This window comes from Curvivirga aplysinae, from assembly GCF_009711445.1.
Lineage (GTDB): Bacteria > Pseudomonadota > Alphaproteobacteria > UBA8366 > Aestuariispiraceae > Curvivirga > Curvivirga aplysinae.
Window position 1 is genome coordinate 1 of record NZ_SMMC01000148.1, and the last position, 19682, is coordinate 19682.

Annotated in this window: 19 protein-coding genes; 9 read left to right on the forward strand and 10 right to left on the reverse strand. The window is 42.6% G+C overall.

Translation table 11 applies throughout. The annotated features are described in order from the left end of the window. Window positions 1-22: 22 nt before the first annotated feature. A complete protein-coding gene (locus E1160_RS05595) occupies window positions 23-955 on the forward strand; it encodes a sulfite exporter TauE/SafE family protein (RefSeq protein ID WP_155154022.1) in 933 nt (310 codons plus the stop codon). Between the two features lies 1 nt (window position 956). Then, entirely contained in the window at window positions 957-1709 is a 753-nt protein-coding gene (locus E1160_RS05600; protein WP_155154023.1) for a TIGR02186 family protein, read from the forward strand. Window positions 1710-1716: 7 nt separating this feature from the next. Here the strand turns inward: E1160_RS05600 and E1160_RS05605 are convergent, their stop codons facing one another. From E1160_RS05605 to E1160_RS05615, 3 genes are all read right to left on the reverse strand, one after another. Continuing rightward, window positions 1717-2043, reverse strand: coding sequence for a hypothetical protein (locus E1160_RS05605; protein WP_155154024.1), 327 nt, complete (start codon window positions 2041-2043; stop codon window positions 1717-1719). An 80-nt stretch (window positions 2044-2123) separates the two neighbouring features. After that, a complete protein-coding gene (gene gltX / locus E1160_RS05610; protein WP_328597126.1) occupies window positions 2124-3461 on the reverse strand; it encodes a glutamate--tRNA ligase in 1338 nt (445 codons plus the stop codon). A 32-nt stretch (window positions 3462-3493) separates the two neighbouring features. Beyond that, a complete protein-coding gene (locus tag E1160_RS05615; protein WP_155154026.1) occupies window positions 3494-5164 on the reverse strand; it encodes an NAD+ synthase in 1671 nt (556 codons plus the stop codon). Between the two features lie 204 nt (window positions 5165-5368). Here E1160_RS05615 and E1160_RS05620 point away from each other — a divergent pair, with 204 nt between their 5' ends. Further along, window positions 5369-6235: a hypothetical protein gene (locus E1160_RS05620; RefSeq protein ID WP_155154027.1), complete on the forward strand. Its 867-nt coding sequence runs from the start codon at window positions 5369-5371 to the stop codon at window positions 6233-6235. Between the two features lie 15 nt (window positions 6236-6250). Here the strand turns inward: E1160_RS05620 and E1160_RS05625 are convergent, their stop codons facing one another. The 3 genes from E1160_RS05625 to gor form a co-directional block, all read right to left on the reverse strand. Beyond that, window positions 6251-7363 carry a beta/alpha barrel domain-containing protein gene (locus tag E1160_RS05625; protein ID WP_155154040.1) on the reverse strand — a complete coding sequence of 371 codons (1113 nt, stop codon included), beginning with the start codon at window positions 7361-7363 and terminating at the stop codon, window positions 6251-6253. Window positions 7364-7499: 136 nt separating this feature from the next. Further along, window positions 7500-8882 (reverse strand): class II 3-deoxy-7-phosphoheptulonate synthase, encoded by a 1383-nt coding sequence (locus E1160_RS05630; RefSeq protein WP_155154028.1) that lies wholly within the window; start codon window positions 8880-8882, stop codon window positions 7500-7502. A 226-nt stretch (window positions 8883-9108) separates the two neighbouring features. Next, window positions 9109-10464, reverse strand: coding sequence for a glutathione-disulfide reductase (gene gor, locus E1160_RS05635; protein ID WP_155154029.1), 1356 nt, complete (start codon window positions 10462-10464; stop codon window positions 9109-9111). 155 nt (window positions 10465-10619) lie between these two features. Between gor and E1160_RS05640 the strand changes: the two genes are divergently transcribed. The 5 genes from E1160_RS05640 (at window position 10620) to E1160_RS05660 (ending at window position 15981) form a co-directional block, all read left to right on the forward strand. After that, complete coding sequence (locus E1160_RS05640) at window positions 10620-10943, forward strand: (2Fe-2S) ferredoxin domain-containing protein (protein ID WP_155154030.1); 324 nt, start codon at window positions 10620-10622, stop codon at window positions 10941-10943. Further along, window positions 10943-11383: a hypothetical protein gene (locus E1160_RS05645; protein ID WP_155154031.1), complete on the forward strand. Its 441-nt coding sequence runs from the start codon at window positions 10943-10945 to the stop codon at window positions 11381-11383. Before E1160_RS05640 ends, E1160_RS05645 begins: the two co-directional genes overlap by 1 nt. An 88-nt stretch (window positions 11384-11471) precedes the next feature. Continuing rightward, a complete protein-coding gene (locus E1160_RS05650; RefSeq protein WP_218048731.1) occupies window positions 11472-13091 on the forward strand; it encodes an amidohydrolase in 1620 nt (539 codons plus the stop codon). 211 nt (window positions 13092-13302) lie between these two features. After that, window positions 13303-15201 (forward strand): propionyl-CoA synthetase, encoded by a 1899-nt coding sequence (locus E1160_RS05655; RefSeq protein ID WP_155154033.1) that lies wholly within the window; start codon window positions 13303-13305, stop codon window positions 15199-15201. Window positions 15202-15396: 195 nt separating this feature from the next. Further along, on the forward strand, window positions 15397-15981 hold the full coding sequence (locus E1160_RS05660) for an HD domain-containing protein (RefSeq protein ID WP_155154034.1): 585 nt from the start codon (window positions 15397-15399) through the stop codon (window positions 15979-15981). 42 nt (window positions 15982-16023) lie between these two features. On the opposite strand, the gene E1160_RS05665 is transcribed toward E1160_RS05660, so the two are convergent. Beyond that, on the reverse strand, window positions 16024-16662 hold the full coding sequence (locus E1160_RS05665; protein WP_155154035.1) for an NAD(P)-dependent oxidoreductase: 639 nt from the start codon (window positions 16660-16662) through the stop codon (window positions 16024-16026). A 24-nt stretch (window positions 16663-16686) separates the two neighbouring features. After that, on the reverse strand, window positions 16687-17565 hold the full coding sequence (locus E1160_RS05670; protein WP_155154036.1) for an EamA family transporter: 879 nt from the start codon (window positions 17563-17565) through the stop codon (window positions 16687-16689). A 104-nt stretch (window positions 17566-17669) separates the two neighbouring features. Here E1160_RS05670 and E1160_RS05675 point away from each other — a divergent pair, with 104 nt between their 5' ends. Beyond that, window positions 17670-18152 carry a MarR family winged helix-turn-helix transcriptional regulator gene (locus tag E1160_RS05675; protein ID WP_155154037.1) on the forward strand — a complete coding sequence of 161 codons (483 nt, stop codon included), beginning with the start codon at window positions 17670-17672 and terminating at the stop codon, window positions 18150-18152. 59 nt (window positions 18153-18211) lie between these two features. On the opposite strand, the gene E1160_RS05680 is transcribed toward E1160_RS05675, so the two are convergent. Together E1160_RS05680 and E1160_RS05685 are read right to left on the reverse strand one after the other, a co-directional pair. Further along, window positions 18212-18817, reverse strand: coding sequence for a DUF1013 domain-containing protein (locus E1160_RS05680; RefSeq protein ID WP_155154038.1), 606 nt, complete (start codon window positions 18815-18817; stop codon window positions 18212-18214). 131 nt (window positions 18818-18948) lie between these two features. Next, entirely contained in the window at window positions 18949-19650 is a 702-nt protein-coding gene (locus E1160_RS05685) for a hypothetical protein (protein ID WP_155154039.1), read from the reverse strand. Window positions 19651-19682: the final 32 nt, after the last annotated feature.

Here is a 19682-nt window from a genome sequence, read left to right on the forward strand (position 1 = left end):
AACAAAGATAAAGTTACGACGCATGTATATTTACCTTCCCATTGCCGAGATGTCAGTCAACATCTTCGTAATTCTTGGAATGGGTATTGGTGTTGGCATGCTCTCCGGCATCTTTGGTGTTGGTGGCGGCTTCTTAATGACCCCCCTTCTTATCTTTATGGGCATCCCCTCACCTGTTGCTGTTGCAACAGAAGCCAATCAGATTGTTGCTTCCTCCGTCTCTGGTGTCTTAGCACATTGGCGTCGCGGGAATGTTGATTTTAAAATGGGAACGGTCCTGCTGATTGGTGGTGTCGTTGGTTCATCTGGTGGTGTTGTTTTATTTGCTTGGCTACAAACGCTGGGCCAGATTGACCTTGTCATTAAACTATCCTATGTGGTCTTTCTTGGTATTATCGGTAGTTTAATGATGCTTGAAAGCATTCGTACCATGTTTAAAAGTCGCCGTAAGGGTGGCACAACGGCGATTGCAAGACGTAAGAAAAATAAACACACATGGATGCATGGCCTTCCTTTGAAAGTGCGGTTCAAAAAAAGCGGTCTTTATATCAGTGCAATCGTCCCGTTTATGATTGGCGCTTTCGTTGGCGTATTATCTGCCATTATGGGGGTCGGCGGCGGCTTCGTGATGGTGCCTGCGATGATTTACCTACTTGGCATGCCTACCGTTGTCGTTGTCGGTACCTCATTATTTCAAATCATCTTCGTAACAGCTAACGCAACCTTCCTTCAGTCTTATATGAATCAAACCGTTGATGTGGTTCTTGCCGTACTTCTATTGGTTGGAGGTGTTATTGGTGCCCAAATCGGCACCCGTGTTGGCGCTAAGATGAATGGCGAACAATTACGTGGCCTTCTGGCAGCAATGGTACTTGCTGTCTGTATAAAGATCGGACTTGATCTTATCTTAACACCTGAAGATATCTATAGTATCGGTATGATCGGGGGCCATTAAGATGAAAGCAATGTCCCGTTTCATTCTTCTTCTAAGTATAATTATATTGTCAAACTTTGCCGCCAAAGCTGAAACTTTGGTTGCAGATTTATCTGATCATGTTGTTGCCATCACAACTGGCTTCACAGGCACAGATCTTTTGTTATTTGGCTCCGTCTCTGATGTGGGCGATGTCGTTGTCATCGTTCATGGCCCCACGGAAGAAATCGTTGTACGTAAAAAAGAACAGATCAGCGGGATTTGGGCCAATAAAGATTCTATTACCTTTGAACATGTTCCTTCTTTTTACAGTGTCGCTGCTAGCCCTGAAGCTATGAGCCGTGTTTCATCCGCTGTGGGGCGTCGTCATCAAATCGGTGCATATAATGTACGCTTTGATTCCAAAGAAGATATTGACCGTCAAACAGCTGCACCTTTCAAAGAAGCATTAGTGCGCAACAAAACCAAGATGGGCTTATATACAAAACGCCCGGCACTTGTAGAAATGCGCGGGCGTCACTTATTCAGAACAAAAGTTCACTTTCCAGCCAATGTTCCAACAGGAACTTATCGTGTTGAAACTCTATTGTTAAAAGAAGGTACCGTTATCGCGGCACAAAACACGCCTTTATTCATCAACAAATTAGGCTTTGGCGCACAAGTTTTCCGTTTTGCTCATCGCCATCCTGCCCTTCATGGTCTAGCCGCGATCATCATCGCTGTGCTCGCAGGCCTATTGGCAAATTGGGTGTTCAGAAAGTTAAGTCAAAACTAAATCTGGCTTATTTCCCTACTAAAGATTTCACACAAACAAGTGATGCCATTTTAGGCAGGATTTCCAATGTTTCATCACTGAGATATGTTTGATCAAGACATTGTACAACACCAAATGCCATAACCGCCAATTGGTCTTCGCGGCTCACAGATTGCCCCTCGGCGGACAAATAAGCATCTACCCAATGGATAGCCGTAATGAGGCGTTCTGACTTCTTGCCACGCAACCAATCTTCTATACTGGCTTCATGCAAAGGTCCCTGAACAGACACCTCAGAAGCCATCGATGTCGATGTAAAAATCATCAATCCCAATGCTACTAAAATCTTTTTCATTTTAATCCCCAATTCGTCTTTTCTTTTAGACAAAAAAAGCCGGACCTGAAAGCCCGGCATTTTGCAGTTTTTTCTGCACTCTATTTCAAACGGCTTGACGCGCGCTCTTTACCAATAATTGGTAATAGGTCACGAAGCTCTGGTCCGTTCTCCTTACCTGTCAGTGCTTTACGTAACGGTAGGAACAGAGTTTTACCTTTGCGATCTGTTGCATCTTTTACAGCACCCGTCCAAGTTTTCCAGGTGGTTTCATCATAATCACCATCAGGAAGTAATTCAGCTGCTTTCAGCAAAAACTCTTTATCATCATCAGCAATGACAGGCTCAATCTCACCAAAACAAACATCCGCCCAATAAGACACAGCGTTTAAGTTTTCAAGATTACCTGAAACAGCAGCCCAGAAGGTTTCGTTATCAGCACGACTATCAATTTCCGCCAATGTTTCACGGATATGTGCAAAAGGAGTTTGGTGTAAGAATTTCGCATTAATTGTTTCAAGCTCATGTGGCTCATAACGTGGACTAGCGCGACCGTAAGCACCTGCGTCAAATGTATCAATCAAAGCTTGCATTTCATCTTCGCCGGTCGGCGCGGTTGATGTACCCAAACGCGCTAGATAAGCAACAAGCGCTTGTGCAGACATTTTATCTTTGCGCATATCTTCAATCGACAAACTACCAAGACGCTTGGATAAACCTTTACCATCCGCCCCCATCATCAATGGATAATGGCCAAAACCAGGTACTTTAAAACCAAGTGCTTCAAATAACTGTACCTGTACAGCTGTGTTCACAACATGATCTTCACCACGAATGATATGGGTCACATCATGATCCCCATCATCTACAACAGAAGAAATGGTATAAAGGAAACGTCCGTCTTCACGCACCAATACAGGATCAGATAGATGCCCTGCTTCGAAATGTGTATGCCCGCGCCCTAGATCCTCCCAAGATACGGGTTCATCCAACAATTTAAAGCGCCAATGGGGACGACGACCTTCTGCTTCATAAGCAGCGATTTGCTCATCAGTTAACTCAAGTGCTGCACGGTCATATACAGGCGGTTTACCTTGACCAAGCTTAATCTTACGTTTTAATTCAAGCTCATCTGGTGTCTCGTAACATGCATATAGACGACCATCAGCCTTTAGTTTGTCCAGCGCTTCATTATAACGATCATAGCGGTCAGATTGCTTGAATGTTTCATCCCACCCAAGACCTAACCATATTAGATCATCACGAATACCTTGTTCATATTCGGCAGTACTACGTTCTTCATCCGTATCATCAATGCGAAGCTGGAAAATGCCACCTTGGCTTCGTGCGAACAACCAATTCATAATGGCTACACGTACGTTACCAACATGGATCTTACCTGTTGGACTAGGGGCAAAACGAACTTTAACAGTCATAATACTTCTCTTGAACTTTCAATTTAATTAATTTTTTAAATGGCTCGACGGAACGCATTTGTAATCGGGTAACGACGATCACGTCCAAAGGCACGTGATGTAACTTTAACACCCGGAGGTGCTTGTCTACGCTTATATTCCGCTAAGTCAAGTAGGCGCCACACTCTTTGCACAGTTTCTAATGGATGTCCACGTTCTACAATCTGATCAACGCCCATTTCACCTTCCACAAGGCAATATAAAATATCATCTAAGACTTCATATGGCGGTAGGCTATCTTCATCTTTTTGATCAGGCTTTAGTTCTGCTGATGGTGGCTTGGAAATAATACGTTCCGGCATTACAGGACCATCTGGTCCCTCTAGCACGATATCAGAATTTTTGAGCCCGTCATTTCGCAAAACACAAAGACGGAAAACATCCATTTTATAGATGTCTTTTAAAACGGAATATCCGCCACACATATCCCCATAAAGTGTCGCATAACCTACAGACATCTCAGATTTATTACCTGTGGTCAATACCATATAGCCATGCTTATTTGAAATCGCCATCAAGGTTAAACCACGTGAACGGGATTGGATATTCTCTTCAGTCGTATCTGAATTCGTCCCTTCAAATAGTGGAGACAGCATATCATCAAATGCTTTCATTGCAGGGGCGATGTTAACCTCATCTAATCTAACGCCCAGCATTTCACATGCCTGCTCTGCATCTTCTAAACTTTCGCGACTGGTATAAGGCGAAGGCATCATAACACAATGCACCTTATCCGCGCCTAAAGCGTCGACGGCAACAGCAGCTGATAAAGCAGAATCAATCCCACCAGACATACCAAGCACGACACCTGGGAAGCCATTTTTCTGCACATAGTCACGCAAACCTAAAACCATGGCTTGATATACAGAATTCAGACGGTCAGATTGATCATGATGTGAGATCGTTTCACATGCCCAGCCAGTCGCCCCTCGTTTCCATGTCGTGAGGGTCACATTTTCAACAAAGGCAGGCATTTGAACTGCTAAAGAACAATCCCCATTCAAAACGAAGGACGCGCCATCAAACAATAATTCATCCTGTCCACCAACTTGATTTACATATGCCAGCGGCAAACCACTTTCACGAACACGAGAAACAGCATGGTTCATCCGTTCATCCATTTTATCCATCTCAAATGGTGACCCATTTGGTGAAAGAAGGATTTCCGCACCTGTTTCTTCAAGACATTCGACAATATCTTCGAACCATAAATCTTCACAGGTTAACAAACCAAGTGCGATACCTTTATAGGCCACTGGCCCCATTGGTGAACCTTCACTGAAGATACGCTTCTCATCAAATACACCATAGTTTGGCAGATGACATTTTGGACGAACAGCCTGTACATCCCCTTCATCCAATAACAAGACCGCGTTATATAGCTTTCCGTCCATTCGCCATGGCGTGCTCAAAACAATTGCTGGATTGTCACCCCGTGTTTCAATGGCCAAGATTTTAACGCTGGCTTCGATCCGATCCATAAATAACGGTTTTAAAACCAAATCTTCAGGTGGATAACCGGATGTCACCAATTCACCAGTCACCATCAAATCTGCATCCATGTCTTTTGCAGTTTTATGGGCTTCGCGAATTTTGTGCATATTGCCTGTCAAATCGCCCACAGTTGGGTTAAGTTGAGCCAGTGCAATTTTCAATTCTTCAGTCATCGTTCCATCCTGATAATGAAATAGTTTCAATCTATTGCATCTAGTTCTTGGCAGATTGAACCGATGCAGAGTAGACTTAAGAGGTTGTAATGCTGCAAAGCCTTCTGTTCAAGTAAACTATGAGCCTAACAGTTGGTATTTTTGGTAAAAAGCAAACATCAAAAATAAACAAACCACTATCAGTAAGGCAGGATGCAAGGATTTATGCCTGAGTCAAAGAATAAAATTGATACACTCCCAAACAATCTTGGCTATGGTCCTGACCGTTTAGGGCAAGTCATGGATCAGTTATTAGATTTATTTGCCGAACGTGTTATAGGACCAAATTCAAGTGAAAATGACACGATAGACATATCTGAAATTCATGCCGCTCTTACAGCTTTTAAATCACGTGCTGATATAGAAATTCAAACTTTAATCACACAGGGATGGGAAAATTTATCCAAGGCATCTGAAGAAGTTTATTGGGCGCGAATGAGAACTCATCCATTGGAACGTTTGATGGTTCGAAATTTTGCACATTTACTAGCCCCTTATGGCGAGTCTCCTATTCAAAATGTTTCTCTATCCCGACGTATCATTCCTGCATTTATGGGCGTTTTAAGCCGGATGGTCGGTCCTGAATTAATGGCAACGTATCAAAAACGTGCCAAAGAACTCGTTGAGCGACAAAAAGAAATCTCTGGTGATGTTTTTGATTGGACAACCCTTTATGACACACCAAGTGCACAAGCCATTATCAATGATATTCTGATTTATATCGCGCAATACTTCGCTGATGTTGAACAGCGTCGTATTTGGATGGTCGACTTCTTTAATCGCACCATGCCCAAAGCAAAAAACGAGGCAGAAGAAAATTGGCATTTTGATGATGTGACTTTCATACAATTCATCACAGCGCTTTATGCAAATCTTTTTGCGGAAATGGAAATTCCGCAATCATTCGAAGAGCTCCAAAAACGATATGGTCAATACAATATCGATACCTTGAAACGAATGCATCAAGCGATTCAAATTGACTCTCAAAAAGTCTTCACAATCCAAACAAATGAGATGAATGCGGATGTTTGATTGTTTTATTGGAAATTATTTCTTATCTGCTTTGAGTAAGAACTCACGCCCCACTTTAACCCTTGCTACACCATCGTAATCGACAATATCTGCCGTTGCGTAAGTTTCTGACCATTTCTCCGGCAAGTAGCTACCACTACCAACTACATCAACAGGTGCGTCTGCTAAAGAAAGAATGCGACATTTCTCTGGTCCAAAGCCACTGGAAGCCACAATACGTGCATTTTCATATCCGGCTGCATTTAATTTCTCACGCAAATGCCAAATTGCTGCAGCGGAAACACCCGGGCCAATCAAATGACGCAATTCTGACTCCGTTCGATACCCTCGGATCGCATGGGCAGCATGACGTTCCAACACCGCATAAGAGGCTGCAGGGTCAAGTCCCTCACAAAAGCGACCACCCAATGTGTCCAGACGGAACGCCAATCGGCCTGCTTTTGCCAAATCAGGGAAACGTTCACATACGGTTAAAGCATCTGTAATTTCTTGCCCAAAATAATCAACAAGCACTGTCATTGGTTCATCAGAAAATGCTTCATGATACATTTCAGCAGCACGCAAAGTAGACCCCGCATAACCAATTAAGGCATGTGGCATCGTTCCCATGCCGGAATCTTTACCAAAATAATGGGCCGTGGCATCGGTTGCATTTCCAACAAAACCAACAACATTTTCACCTTTTTCTTTTGCACGACGCGATCCAACAGAAGCCGCATATGCCATAATCTCTGCCATTTCAGCACCGGCACAATGACGGGCATCCATTGCAAGAAAAGCCGTGTTAGGCATTTCCGTACACATGGTAAAAGCGTTATAGGCGGCCACACATGCAGGACCAATACGTTGTAAAAGAAGTGTTTCCAGCTCACTTAGATGATAAAAGGACCCTGTAATATACATAATAGGTTCGCCAGCACCAACCCAGCGCCCTTCCTCATATTGAAGGTCTACTTTATATTCAAATCCTTGCTCTTGCGCAACTTCAGCCAAATAGTCCAATGCCATTTTCGGGGCTGAAACCACTGGGCGGCGCATAAAGATCGCATAAGTGACTTGCGCATCACCAAATTTGCCGATGATTTCTTTGGTGCGTTTAAAATACGCATCCGTCCACATTGGCACCATTTCAGATTTTTTCACGGGTTTCCCCTCCAACACTTCATGCGAGATATTCTCAATTAGAGCTTTATTAACAAAAAACGCTGCCCTTTCACAAGAGCAGCGTTTCTATTTTTTTAACTATTTGACTAGTTTACGTATCTTAAGACGCTTTTGCCAAGCTTACTTGATGATCATCACGTGCCTTTTTAAGGGATTCAGCGATCAAGAATGCTAGTTCCAAAGACTGCTCACCATTCAAACGTGGGTCACAATGTGTATGATAACGTAAAGACAGATCATGATCTGTAATCGCACGTGCACCACCGGTACATTCAGTTACATCACGACCAGTCATTTCAAAATGCACACCACCGGCCTGTGTGCCTTCTGCACGATGAACGGCGAAGAAGTTTGTTACCTCACCTAAAACGCGTTCAAATGGACGCGTCTTATAACCTGTTTCTGCTTTGATCGTATTACCATGCATAGGGTCACAAGACCAAACCACATTGCGGCCTTCCTGTTTCACACGACGTACTAATGCTGGCAAGTAATCCTCAACTTTGTCATGCCCCATACGGGCAATCAAAGTTAAACGACCAGCTTCATTTTGTGGATTTAAACGATCAATAATACGGATCAATTCATCAGGATCTGTTGTTGGGCCACATTTCATACCAACAGCATTTTGAACACCACTTAAGAACTCAATATGCGCGCCATCCAATTGACGTGTGCGATCACCGATCCACAACATATGTGCAGAACAGTCATACCATTCACCTGTCAAACTATCTTGACGTGTCAACGCTTCTTCATACCACAATAACAAAGCTTCATGAGATGTGTAGAAGTTTGTTTCTTTCAACTGAGGTACATTTTCAGATGTAATCCCACAGGCCTTCATGAAGTTAAGTGCTTCATCAATACGAGCGGACATCGCTTCATATTCTGCACCTTGCGGGCTGTCCTTAATGAAATCCAGATTCCAACGATGGATCTTATTTAAATCAGCAAAACCACCTTGCGCAAACGCACGTAACAGGTTCAAGGTTGCAGATGCTTGATTGTAAGCTGCAACCATACGTTTCGGATCAGGTATACGTGCCTCAGATGTAAAGTCGATACCATTAATAATATCGCCACGGTAACTTGGCAATTCCACGCCATCTACTGTCTCAGTATCAGCGGAACGCGGTTTTGCAAATTGCCCCGCCATACGGCCAACTTTAACCACAGGTTGCGACGCGCCAAAGGTTAAAGCAACAGCCATTTGTAGCATTACCTTGAATGTATCGCGGATGTTATCTGCCTTAAATTCTGCAAAGCTTTCAGCGCAATCCCCACCTTGTAAAAGGAAAGCGTTGCCATCGACAACTTTCGCCAGTTCTTTTTTCAAACGGCGCGCTTCACCTGCAAATACCAAAGGCGGATAAGCGCGTAAGCTATCTTCAACAGCTTCCAGTGCTTTTTGGTCCGGATAGACCGGAACCTGCCGGATTTCTTTTTCTCTCCAGCTTTTCGGTGTCCAATTTACCGCCATGGTAATCTCCAATTCGTTTCTAGTTTGTCTTATATCTAATAAATTTCTTCACTTTTCCCAAAGGCGCAACAATCAGACAAATCACCCTCAAAAAAAGCAAGATAGGATTTTTACCTCTTCCCATCAGACATGACCAGCAGAAAAGGGACAAAAATCAACATTTCTATAGAATTATAACATAAACGACATATTTACTGACCTAAGGGGTAGCAAAGAGCTACCCACACTAGGAGGAAACAGGGCTACGCATGGTGACAAACTCTTCTGCACTTGATGGATGAATACCAATTGTTGCATCAAAATGAGCTTTAGTCGCACCAGCTTTCAGCGCAATCCCCATTCCTTGAACAATCTCACCCGCATCTGGGCCAACCATATGCAGCCCTAAAACCTTGTCTGATTTTCTATCAACAATCAGTTTCATCAAGGTGCGTTCTTGATTTTCGGTCAAGGTAAATTTCATCGGACGGAAATCAGATTTATATACATCAATTTCGCCATATTGTTCACGTGCTTGCGCCTCCGTCAAACCAACCGTACCCACTGATGGTTGAGAAAACACAGCCGTCGGGATATTATCATAATCCATCTTGCGATCTTCACCTGCAAATAAATTATGGACCAGAACCATAGCTTCTTCAATGGCCACAGGTGTCAACTGAACGCGATTGATCACATCGCCCAAAGCGTAAATATTTGGCTGAGATGTCTGGAAATCATCATTCACAATAATGGCACCAGCCTTGTCCATTTCAACGCCTGCGGCTTCGAGCCCTAGATTAGCCGTTTTTGGTGAACGACCCGTTGCATACATAATGAAGTCAGCTTCAATTTTTGAACCATCCTCAAGAGTTGCAAGCAATCCGCTATCCGTTTTCTCGATAGAGGCAATATTACTATTCACACGAAGGTCTACACCTTTGCGAACAATCTCTGTGCTTAGATGACCTCGGATATCTTCATCAAAACCGCGTAAAATTTTCTCGCTTCGATAAAGTTGAGTGACGTTAGCCCCAACACCATTAAAGATACCCGCAAATTCAACAGCAATATAACCACCGCCGACTACAATAATTCGTTCGGGTAATTCTTCCAGATAAAAGGCGTCATTAGAGGTGGAAATATATTCTTTACCCGGAATTTCCGGCACAGATGGCCAGCCACCAACAGCCACAAGGATTTTCTCCGCTGTATATTGTTTACCGGCCACTTCAACTGTATGGGCATCAACCAAAGTCGCACGACCACTAATAAGTTCAACTCCAGCATTTTTAAGCAGATTTTCATAGATACCATTTAGGCGGCTAATCTCTTTATTTTTGTTTTCTATGAGTGTTTTCCAGTTAAAGCTTTTATCATTAACAGACCAACCAAAGCCCTGTGAATCGTGAAAATCTTCACCAAAATGAGACGCATAGACGAATAGTTTTTTCGGCACACAGCCCACATTCACACAAGTCCCGCCAAGAAACATATCTTCGGCAACTGCAACCTTTTTACCCATACCCGCTGCCATGCGACTTCCACGCACACCGCCGGAACCAGCACCAATTACAAATAAGTCATAATCATAAGCGGACATGTTTGCCTCCAATGTCTCTAACAAAAATCAAGTAAACAATGAGATAGGACGGAAAAGCACCAGATACAAGATATAAGTCGATCACATAAAGATGAATTGGCAAATCTCGGCGAATTCCCATATGATTTCCCATTCCAACTAATTAAAGGAAGATCATGTCTGACGAGTTCGAATATAACAAGTTGTTCATCTGTACCAACTTACGGGGTGGCGATATACTTCCATCTTGTGGAAAAGTTGGATCAAAAGAACTTGCGGATGCATTAGAACAAGGGTTGAAAGACATGAACTTACCCTATGAGTTTCAACGGCTTCATTGCATGGGAAAATGTCATCTTGGCCCTACTATGCGATTGTCGCCTGGAGGGCCATTTATCATGGGCGCAAAATTAGATGATGTGGCACATATCTTGAATCTGTTGAAAGACGGTGATTTTGACCAACTCGCAAAAGAATTTCCTCTAAAGGAGAGCGCCTAATGCGCCGTATAGCATTTATAAGTACGCTAATATGTAGCACATTATTGATGACCGAATTTGCTATTGCTCAACAGAGTAAGTGGCTACCGCTAGGCGGGATTGGGCGTGCATTAATGCCAGGCGAAACAAAAAACCCGAGGTTTAAACATGGCGATACCCGCGTTAACTTTTTTGTGGAAGGAAGCCAGTTAGATAGTCTCTTAAATCCCGATCTAAGCACGGGTTGTGTTTTGGGAGAATTTAATCAAATTAAGCGCCGTAAATATTTTGTAAATGTCCGCCTACCCGACAACAGTGTAAAACGTTTTGGTTTTGCAACAGGCAATGGTTACAATTTACGTGACTATAATAGTCGTAGAAACCTCGATGAAGTTTATCTATTTGATCTGGACGGCACCTCTGAATGCCGTGTCTATTCCATAATGACACCAGGTGGATAACAAAATTCACCTGCTCTTTTCTATTGACTATTAAACGATCATTTGAATAAATCAAAAATGTGATCAAATTATAGAAATGAGAAAATTAATGTCATTACATGCTGACCAAATCCTGATAAATGGAAATATCTACACAATTGATCCTGCCAATCCAAAAGCGGAAGCAATGGCGATTAAGGATGGTAAAATATTGCATGTCGGCAGTAATGACCAAATCCGAAATATGGCACATTCGGAGACTATGATCATTGATGCACAAGGAAAAACTGTTTTCCCTGGCTTCCAAGACACACATATGCATCTACAAGACAGTGGTGCAGAAATGGCCTGGAATGCCGATTTAAATGATGTGGAATCCGTGGCCGACATCCAAAAGGCGCTTAGTGATCATGCAAAAACCACAGATGATCTTTGGGTTTGTGGTACGGGCTTTAACCCCGGTTCAATCACTACAAAACACCTGAGTAAAGAGGACTTGGACAAAGCTGTACCTGATCGCCCCGTCTTTATCTTTGCCGCCGACTATCATAATGCTGTCATGAATACTAAAGGCTTCGAAACATTAGGTATCACCCCTGACACGCCAGACCCGGAAAATGGTCATATCGTAAAAAATGAAGATGGCTCCATTCAAGGTTGGTTATTCGAGGATGCAATTTGGTGGGCAAAGAAACAGCAGCCAAAAGTCGAAGATGATTATTGGGAACGTGCTGTTGAAGTTGGTGCTGCGCATTGTAACGCCCATGGCATTACAGCCGTCTTAGATGCTATGGTCGCAGACCGGCATCTGCGCGTTTATCATAAACTGGAACAGGAAGGTCGTTTAAATGTGCGCGTGCGTTCGACATCCAAAATCTTTGATCGAGAATCCGTTGAAGAGGCGGTTAATCGGCTAAAAGGTTATCGCGCGCAATATAATAGTGACATGCTCTCCCTACATTCTGCGAAATTCTTCCTAGACGGTGTTTTTGAAAATAAAACAGCAATGTTATTGGAACCCGATACCGAAGGTGAAAATGCAGAATTGATGTTTAACAAAGACCATCTAATGGATTTAATGGTGGCCTTTGATAAAGAAAAATTCCAACTACATCTTCATGTGATCGGTGATGGGGCCACACGCGTCGCCCTTGATGGCATTGAAAAAGCCATACAAGAAAACGGAAAATGGGATAGTTTGCATCAATTGGCCCATCTGCAATTGGTTGATCCTTCAGACATTCCGCGATTTGGTGAATTAGGCGCAGTTGCCAATATGCAGCCTTTATGGGCAATCCCCGAAGAATCCATCACAGAGATGGCACAACCTTGGTTAGGCCCAGAAAGGTCAAAATGGATTTACCCAACGAAATCACTTGTTGAATCAGGCCCATATGCAATTAGTAGTGATTGGGGGGTAAGTACTTTAAACCCATTTGAAATCATGCAAGTGGCATGCACCCGTGCCTTCGATAAGGATAGTGAAGCCTTATTACCCGAACAATGCCTAACCGTAGATCAAGTTATTAAAGGCTATACTATTCATGCCGCAGAATGTGCATGGCGTGCAGATAAAACAGGTACTTTGGAGAAAGGGAAATATGCTGATTATATTATCGTCGACCATGACCCATATGAAACGGATTTATTCGAGCTCGCTAAAATCAAAGTTGACCTGACAATTCTCGAAGGGCGTGAAGTCTATCGCAAAGAAGGTTTTAATGGATAGAGTTTTACTAATAAGCATAGCAAAAAACTATATTATTTTGTGATCATATATATTGCGGTGCATTCAAATGGGTGCGCCGCAATATTTTTCTTGCAGCCCTTCTTTCCATGCTTCATATTTGCCTTAAGTAATAAAAGAAAACATTTCTGGATTTAAGAAAAAATAATATTACAGAAATGCGATACCTAAATGGTACATACGGGAGGACAATATGAGCGAGAAACTTGACCAATTGCAGAAGCATGCCTTGGAGAAACCAGAAGAATATTGGGCAGCCGCAGCCGAAGCGATTGATTGGTATAAACCCGCCGATAAAATTCTAGATGATAGTGGTGCTCCACATTTTTACAGATGGTTTAAAGGGGCAAGTTGTAACACATGTTACAATGCTGTGGATCGCCATGTAGAAGCTGGTTTTGGCGAACAAACAGCTATTATCTATGATAGCCCGATTACTGGTACTCAAAGTAAAATTAGCTATGCGCGCCTTCAGAGCAAAGTGGCACGTGCAGCTGGGGTTTTAAAATCCTTAGGTGTTGAAAAAGGTGATCGTGTCGTCATTTATATGCCGATGATCCCGCAAGCAGCGATTGCCATGTTGGCTTGTGCGCGCATTGGGGCGATCCATTCAGTTGTATTTGGTGGTTTTGCCGCGCATGAATTGGCAACCCGTCTTCGTGATGCAACGCCAAAAGTTATTCTAACTGCCTCTTGCGGTATTGAACCGGGACGCGTTGTTGAATATCAACCCATGATCGAAGGCGCCTTGGCAGAAGCACCCGATATTATAAAAAATGTCGTTGTCTTCCAACGTGACCAAGCAACTTGGAATATGAAAGAAGGTCGTGACTTAGATTGGCATGATTCGATCCACAATGCTGAACCCGCTGATTGCGTATCTGTAGAAGCAACTGATCCTCTTTATATCCTTTATACATCTGGCACAACAGGCCAACCCAAAGGTGTTGTGCGAGATAATGGCGGCCATATGGTGGCCTTAAAATGGTCGATGAAGAATATCTACAATGTGGATCCGGGTGAAGTTTACTGGGCAGCATCAGATGTCGGTTGGGTTGTTGGCCATAGCTATATTGTTTATGCCCCTCTCCTGCATCGTGCGACTACTGTAATGTTTGAAGGTAAACCTGTTGGCACCCCTGACGCCGGTGTTTTTTGGCGTGTAATTGAAGAACATAATGTAACAACCCTCTTCACTGCGCCAACAGCTTTCCGTGCTATTAAGAAGGAAGACCCGAATGGGGAGTTGGTAAAGAAATATAACTTATCTAAATTTCGCTCTCTATTCTTAGCGGGTGAAAGATGCGATCCTGACACCCTTCATTGGGCACAAGATATTCTGGGCGTGCCGGTTATTGACCATTGGTGGCAAACAGAAACAGGGTGGCCAATGGCTTCGAACCTGCTTGGCGTCGAACAGTTACCAATCAAAGCAGGCAGCCCAACACGCGCCGTACCCGGGTATGACGTTCATGTCCTAACCCCTGAAGGTGAAACTCTCGCCCCCGGTGAAATGGGTTCAATCGCCACAAAACTTCCAATGCCGCCGGGTTGCTTGCCAACTTTATGGAATGCCGACCAACGCTACATCGACAGCTATCTATCTGAATATGAAGGTTTCTATGCCACAGGTGATGCGGGTTACATGGATGAAGATGGTTATATCTATGTCATGTCCCGTACTGACGATATCATTAATGTCGCAGGCCATCGCCTTTCCACAGGCGCCATGGAAGAAACATTATCCGAACTGGATGATGTGGCAGAATGTGCCGTTATTGGTGTCGCTGACAATTTGAAAGGACAACTTCCACTTGGCTTCGTTGTTCTTAAATCAGGTGTTGATAAAGCTAATGATGACGTTGTGAAAGAAGCTGTTTCTCAGGTTCGCACACAAATTGGGCCTGTAGCTGCCTTTAAACATTGTGTGGTGGTGCAACGCCTTCCAAAGACTCGATCTGGTAAAATCTTACGCGCGACCATGCGTAAGATCGCCGATAGCGAAGAGTTTAAGACGCCAGCAACCATTGACGACCCTGCAATTCTAGATGAAATTAAAATCGCACTTCAGGGTATCGGTTACGCCCAATAACCTTTTATAAATTAAAATTCAATTTTAAAAACCTCGTCAATCTATGGCGAGGTTTTCTTTTTCTATATCCTAGACCAATTAAAAAAACTCACTGTAGTCGTTTTTTCTAATGACGACGGATCAAACCTGTGATTAGAGTTTCACATAAATAAAAAAACACGAACCTAAACATAGAATATAGGGAGTATTGGGATCATGTTAGATGAAGTAGCAAGTTTCACCCGAATGGAAGATGGCACGCGTGAGGATTATGAAATCCTAGAACGTTATGAAAAACCTTTCATTGCTGCAACGGCAGATCGTGTTCTTGATATGTTAAAGTCACTTGATGGCTCCATGGGTGGATATCAAGTTTCTCGTTATGAACATAGTTTGCAATCCGCCACACTGGCTTATGAAGATGGTCAGGATGAAGAAATGGTCGTTGCGGCTCTTCTCCATGATGTTGGGGATATTATGGCACCAGAAAATCATTCTGAATTAGCAGCAGCTGTTTTGCGTCCTTATGTTTCTGAAAAGACATATTGGATCATTAAACATCATGGCGCCTTCCAATTTTATTATTTCGGTCATCATTATGATTTAGATCGCAATATTCGAGATAAATTTAAAGATCATGAATGGTTCAAGGATTGTGAAGATTTCTGTTACAAATATGACCAATGCGCCTTTGATCCTAAGAAAGAAAATAAACCACTAGAGTTTTTTGAACCAATGGTAAGACGCATTTTCTCTCGTAAGCCATTCGTATGGGATTTGAAATCCGATAAGTTGGATTAATCAGCTAAAAGAAAAGGAAGCCTTATGGCTTCCTTTTTTGGTTTAATATCCCGCTGTAAATCTTTGTCGGATAAATCGTCTATTTTCAACTTCATCCAATGCAGCTACGGCGAAGTCTTCCATAGATATTTGAGAATTACCATTTCCATCCGTGACCAACTGATCTGTTTCTATACGGTATTTCCCTGTTCGCTCAGCAGGAATTAACATGGCAGATGGTGCCTGATAGGTCCAATTCACATCTACTACTCCTAAACACATATCATATTGATCCTGACAGGCCGTTGCGATGGGTCGTACTGAATCCGGTAAGAAATCCGGTGCTGTTAAAACAGTATGATCTGTATTCGGAATTTTTAGACTTGCGGCCCCTCCTGTAATTAAAATTGGCAACCCAGCTTCCCCTGCAATTGACATCACTTTCGACGTTAATGGGACTAATAAATCTTCTTTTCCTTCGGCAGGACGCAATGCAGATAGAATAAAGTCATGCTCCTTTACAATGGAAATCAAATTTTCCGTGTCGTCTAAATCACCAATAACAACCTGCACTTTATCTCCCCAAATCTCTGCCTGATCTGGCTTACGAATAAAGACTGTAACTTCGTGCCCTCGTAATAAAGCCTCACCTACGAAACGTTGACCAACGTCACCTGCAGCACCAAAAATTATCATTTTCATTTTTCTATTCCTTTTCTGTTTCAATTACACGGTTAATTTATTTTTAAAATTAAATCGAAAACCTGATTGTTGCCCCAGCCACACGCTGAAGATCACAAAAGCAAGGCCAACTATTTGTAAAATTGTAAGGTTTTGACCTAGAATGCCCCATCCAAGCAATACAGCGGCAGCGGGGCTAAAAAACCCTAGGACGGAGATCTTGGTAGGTTCTATTTTTGAGATTCCACGGAACCATAAAATATAGGTAAATGCGGCACCAATGAGTCCAAGATAAATAAAGCCCGCATAATTCTTTACCGTTAAAACTGGCAACGCAGGTTCAAGAATCATCGAGAAAGGTAGCAAGATCAAACCACCGGCAACCAACTGCCATGATGTGAATGTCAACAACGAAACTGGCGGTTGCCATTTACGTGTTAAAACTGTTCCGAATGCCATGGAAGCTGCCCCCAATGCTGCGGCTAAAATACCAATCATGTCAAATTTTGCCTCACCTGAAAGCACCATAAAGGCAACGCCACCTATCCCCGTAAGTGCCGCAAAAACTGAGATTATGCGCAACTTTTCACTTAAAACAGCACTTGCTAAAAAGATCACGAAAAGGGGTTGTATGGCACCAACAGTCGCTGCAACACCACCTGGCAATCGATAAGCTGCCTCAAAAAGCATCCACCAGAAGAAACCAAAGTTCAAAACACCAAGAAGAAATACGCGCCCCCACCAAATCATTCCTTCTGGCAGTTTGCGAACAATGAGTAAAAGCAATAATCCCGCGGGCAAAGCTCTGAGCATTGCAACCGTTAACGGATACCCTTCTGGTAATAACTCTGTGGTGATGAGATAGCTGCTTCCCCAAATTGCAGGGGCCAGAGCCGTTAATATTAAATCCAAATGTCGAGACATTCTATGCCTCCTTTCAATTTATCTTGAAATCGAGATACTTATCTTGAAATCAAGATACTTTAATTAATCTTGACGTCAAGATAAAAAATATCTATTTATTTTTCATGGATGAAGTTACAAAAATTATTGACCAATGGAATGAGGTCAGACCTGACCTTGATGTGATACCTATGTCGTTGATTGGGCGCCTTATACGTGTCTCTAATCATCTGTCGAAAGAAATGGAAAAAACCATGGCTGAACATGGTTTAAATTTTGCCAGTTTCGATTTATTAGCGACACTTAGACGATCAGGGACACCCTATCGCCTCTCCCCAAACGATCTATTAAAAACCATGATGATCACATCCGGGTCGATGACCAATCGAATTGATCAATTATGTAAAAAAGGATTGGTAGAGCGAATTCAAAACCCAGAAGACGCAAGAAGCGTATTCATTCAACTTACAGAAAAGGGGTTCAATATTATAGATGCCGCTGTTACAGATCATGTTACAACACAACATAGGATAACTGGCAGCTTGTCAGAACAAGAGTTTCATCAACTCAATCAACTCGCATCTAAATTCTTACAAAGTTTTGAATAGATAAAATAAAAGCCCGAAGAAAATCTTCGGGCTTTTAAATTCAACATTGCATGCAACGATTAGGAAAGACCTTCCCAACCTGTTGGCTCTTGCATTGTATCTTCTTCGTGATCTTCAACAATCGGCTCTGCCAAAGGTTGGCGACCAGCTTTAATCGCTTTTGCAATTTCTGTAGACAACTCCAGTTGACTGCATAATCCAAGTTCGACCGGCGAACGTGGACGGAAATTTGCCGCATTCCAATGAGATTTATCGCGGATTTTTTGAATTGTTGGTTTTGTTGTACCAATTAAACGACCAATTTGGGCATCTGTTAGTTCAGGGTGATGCTTCACCAACCAAGAAATTCCATCCGGCTTATCTGCACGCTTGGAAACCGGTGTATAACGTGGGCCTTTGTTACGAACAACAGGCATAGGAATATCACTTTTTGCCAGCTTCAAAACAGCTTGATCATCAGCTTCGCAACGTGCGATTTCATCACGTGTTAATTGACCATTTTGAATTGGATCCATGCCTTGCATACCCGGTGCAACATCACCGTCAGCCAACGCTTGAATTTCCAAACGATGCAAACCTGTAAACGCTGCAATCTGTTCAAAAGACAATGTTGTATTATCAATCAGCCATACCGCAGTTGCTTTAGGCATTAATAATTTGCTCATTTCTAGCTCCAATTCGGATCAGAATATACCAATAGCTATTCGCGCCATTCGGCGCGCAAGTTCCTCAAATTTTTCGGGAATACCCGCTTATATCACATTCTTTAACTTTTGGTCAAAGCCTATCTTCCTTTTTATTTAGTAAGATATCCTGCGCCAAATTCCACCTTATCGCCCATATATCTAATTCTATAATGATTGAAAACATCCTCATCATTCTTCTTAGACATTAAAAAGCTATTTGTCGTCGCCTTTTCAGTTGGCAGTTTTGGGCGTGTCTGTTCATCTGTTGATACAGATAACAAATACTCCAATCCTTCTGGAAACGCCCGTTGCAACTCACTTTGGTCAAAGACAGTCAATTTGAATACGCCATCAACACAAGACGCTAAAGACAAAAAATGATCCGCAGAAGTCATTTTGCCCCCCTCTTCCATGCCCTCACGTTGGATATCCACTTTTGTTAGCTCTGCCAATGCCTTTCTATCTTGCAAGTTTAAATCAAGCTTAATTTCTTTAGGATCCAACAAGGTCTGATGCATTGTTGGACTTACCTCAATCTTTTTCAGCTTTATCCGACGGTCTAGGCGTTGAAAACTCAACTCCCCATCCTTCTTCCAGTTATACATCAAAACCGATTGTGCACGATTTGCATTATAAAGATAACGATACTGATTAGAATTCTCAGCCCGGCAGTTTTGTTTAATATCTTCACCAGAGACATAACTCTCCCAAGTCGCTTTGCGCCATAAGATATTTGTGAGGTCCCCATCGCTTGTGCATGCAGAAAGGAAAACAATACTTGAAATCGCAACTATTAAAGATTTTTTCATCATTTTAGTATAACCAAATAATTATAAGTATTCAT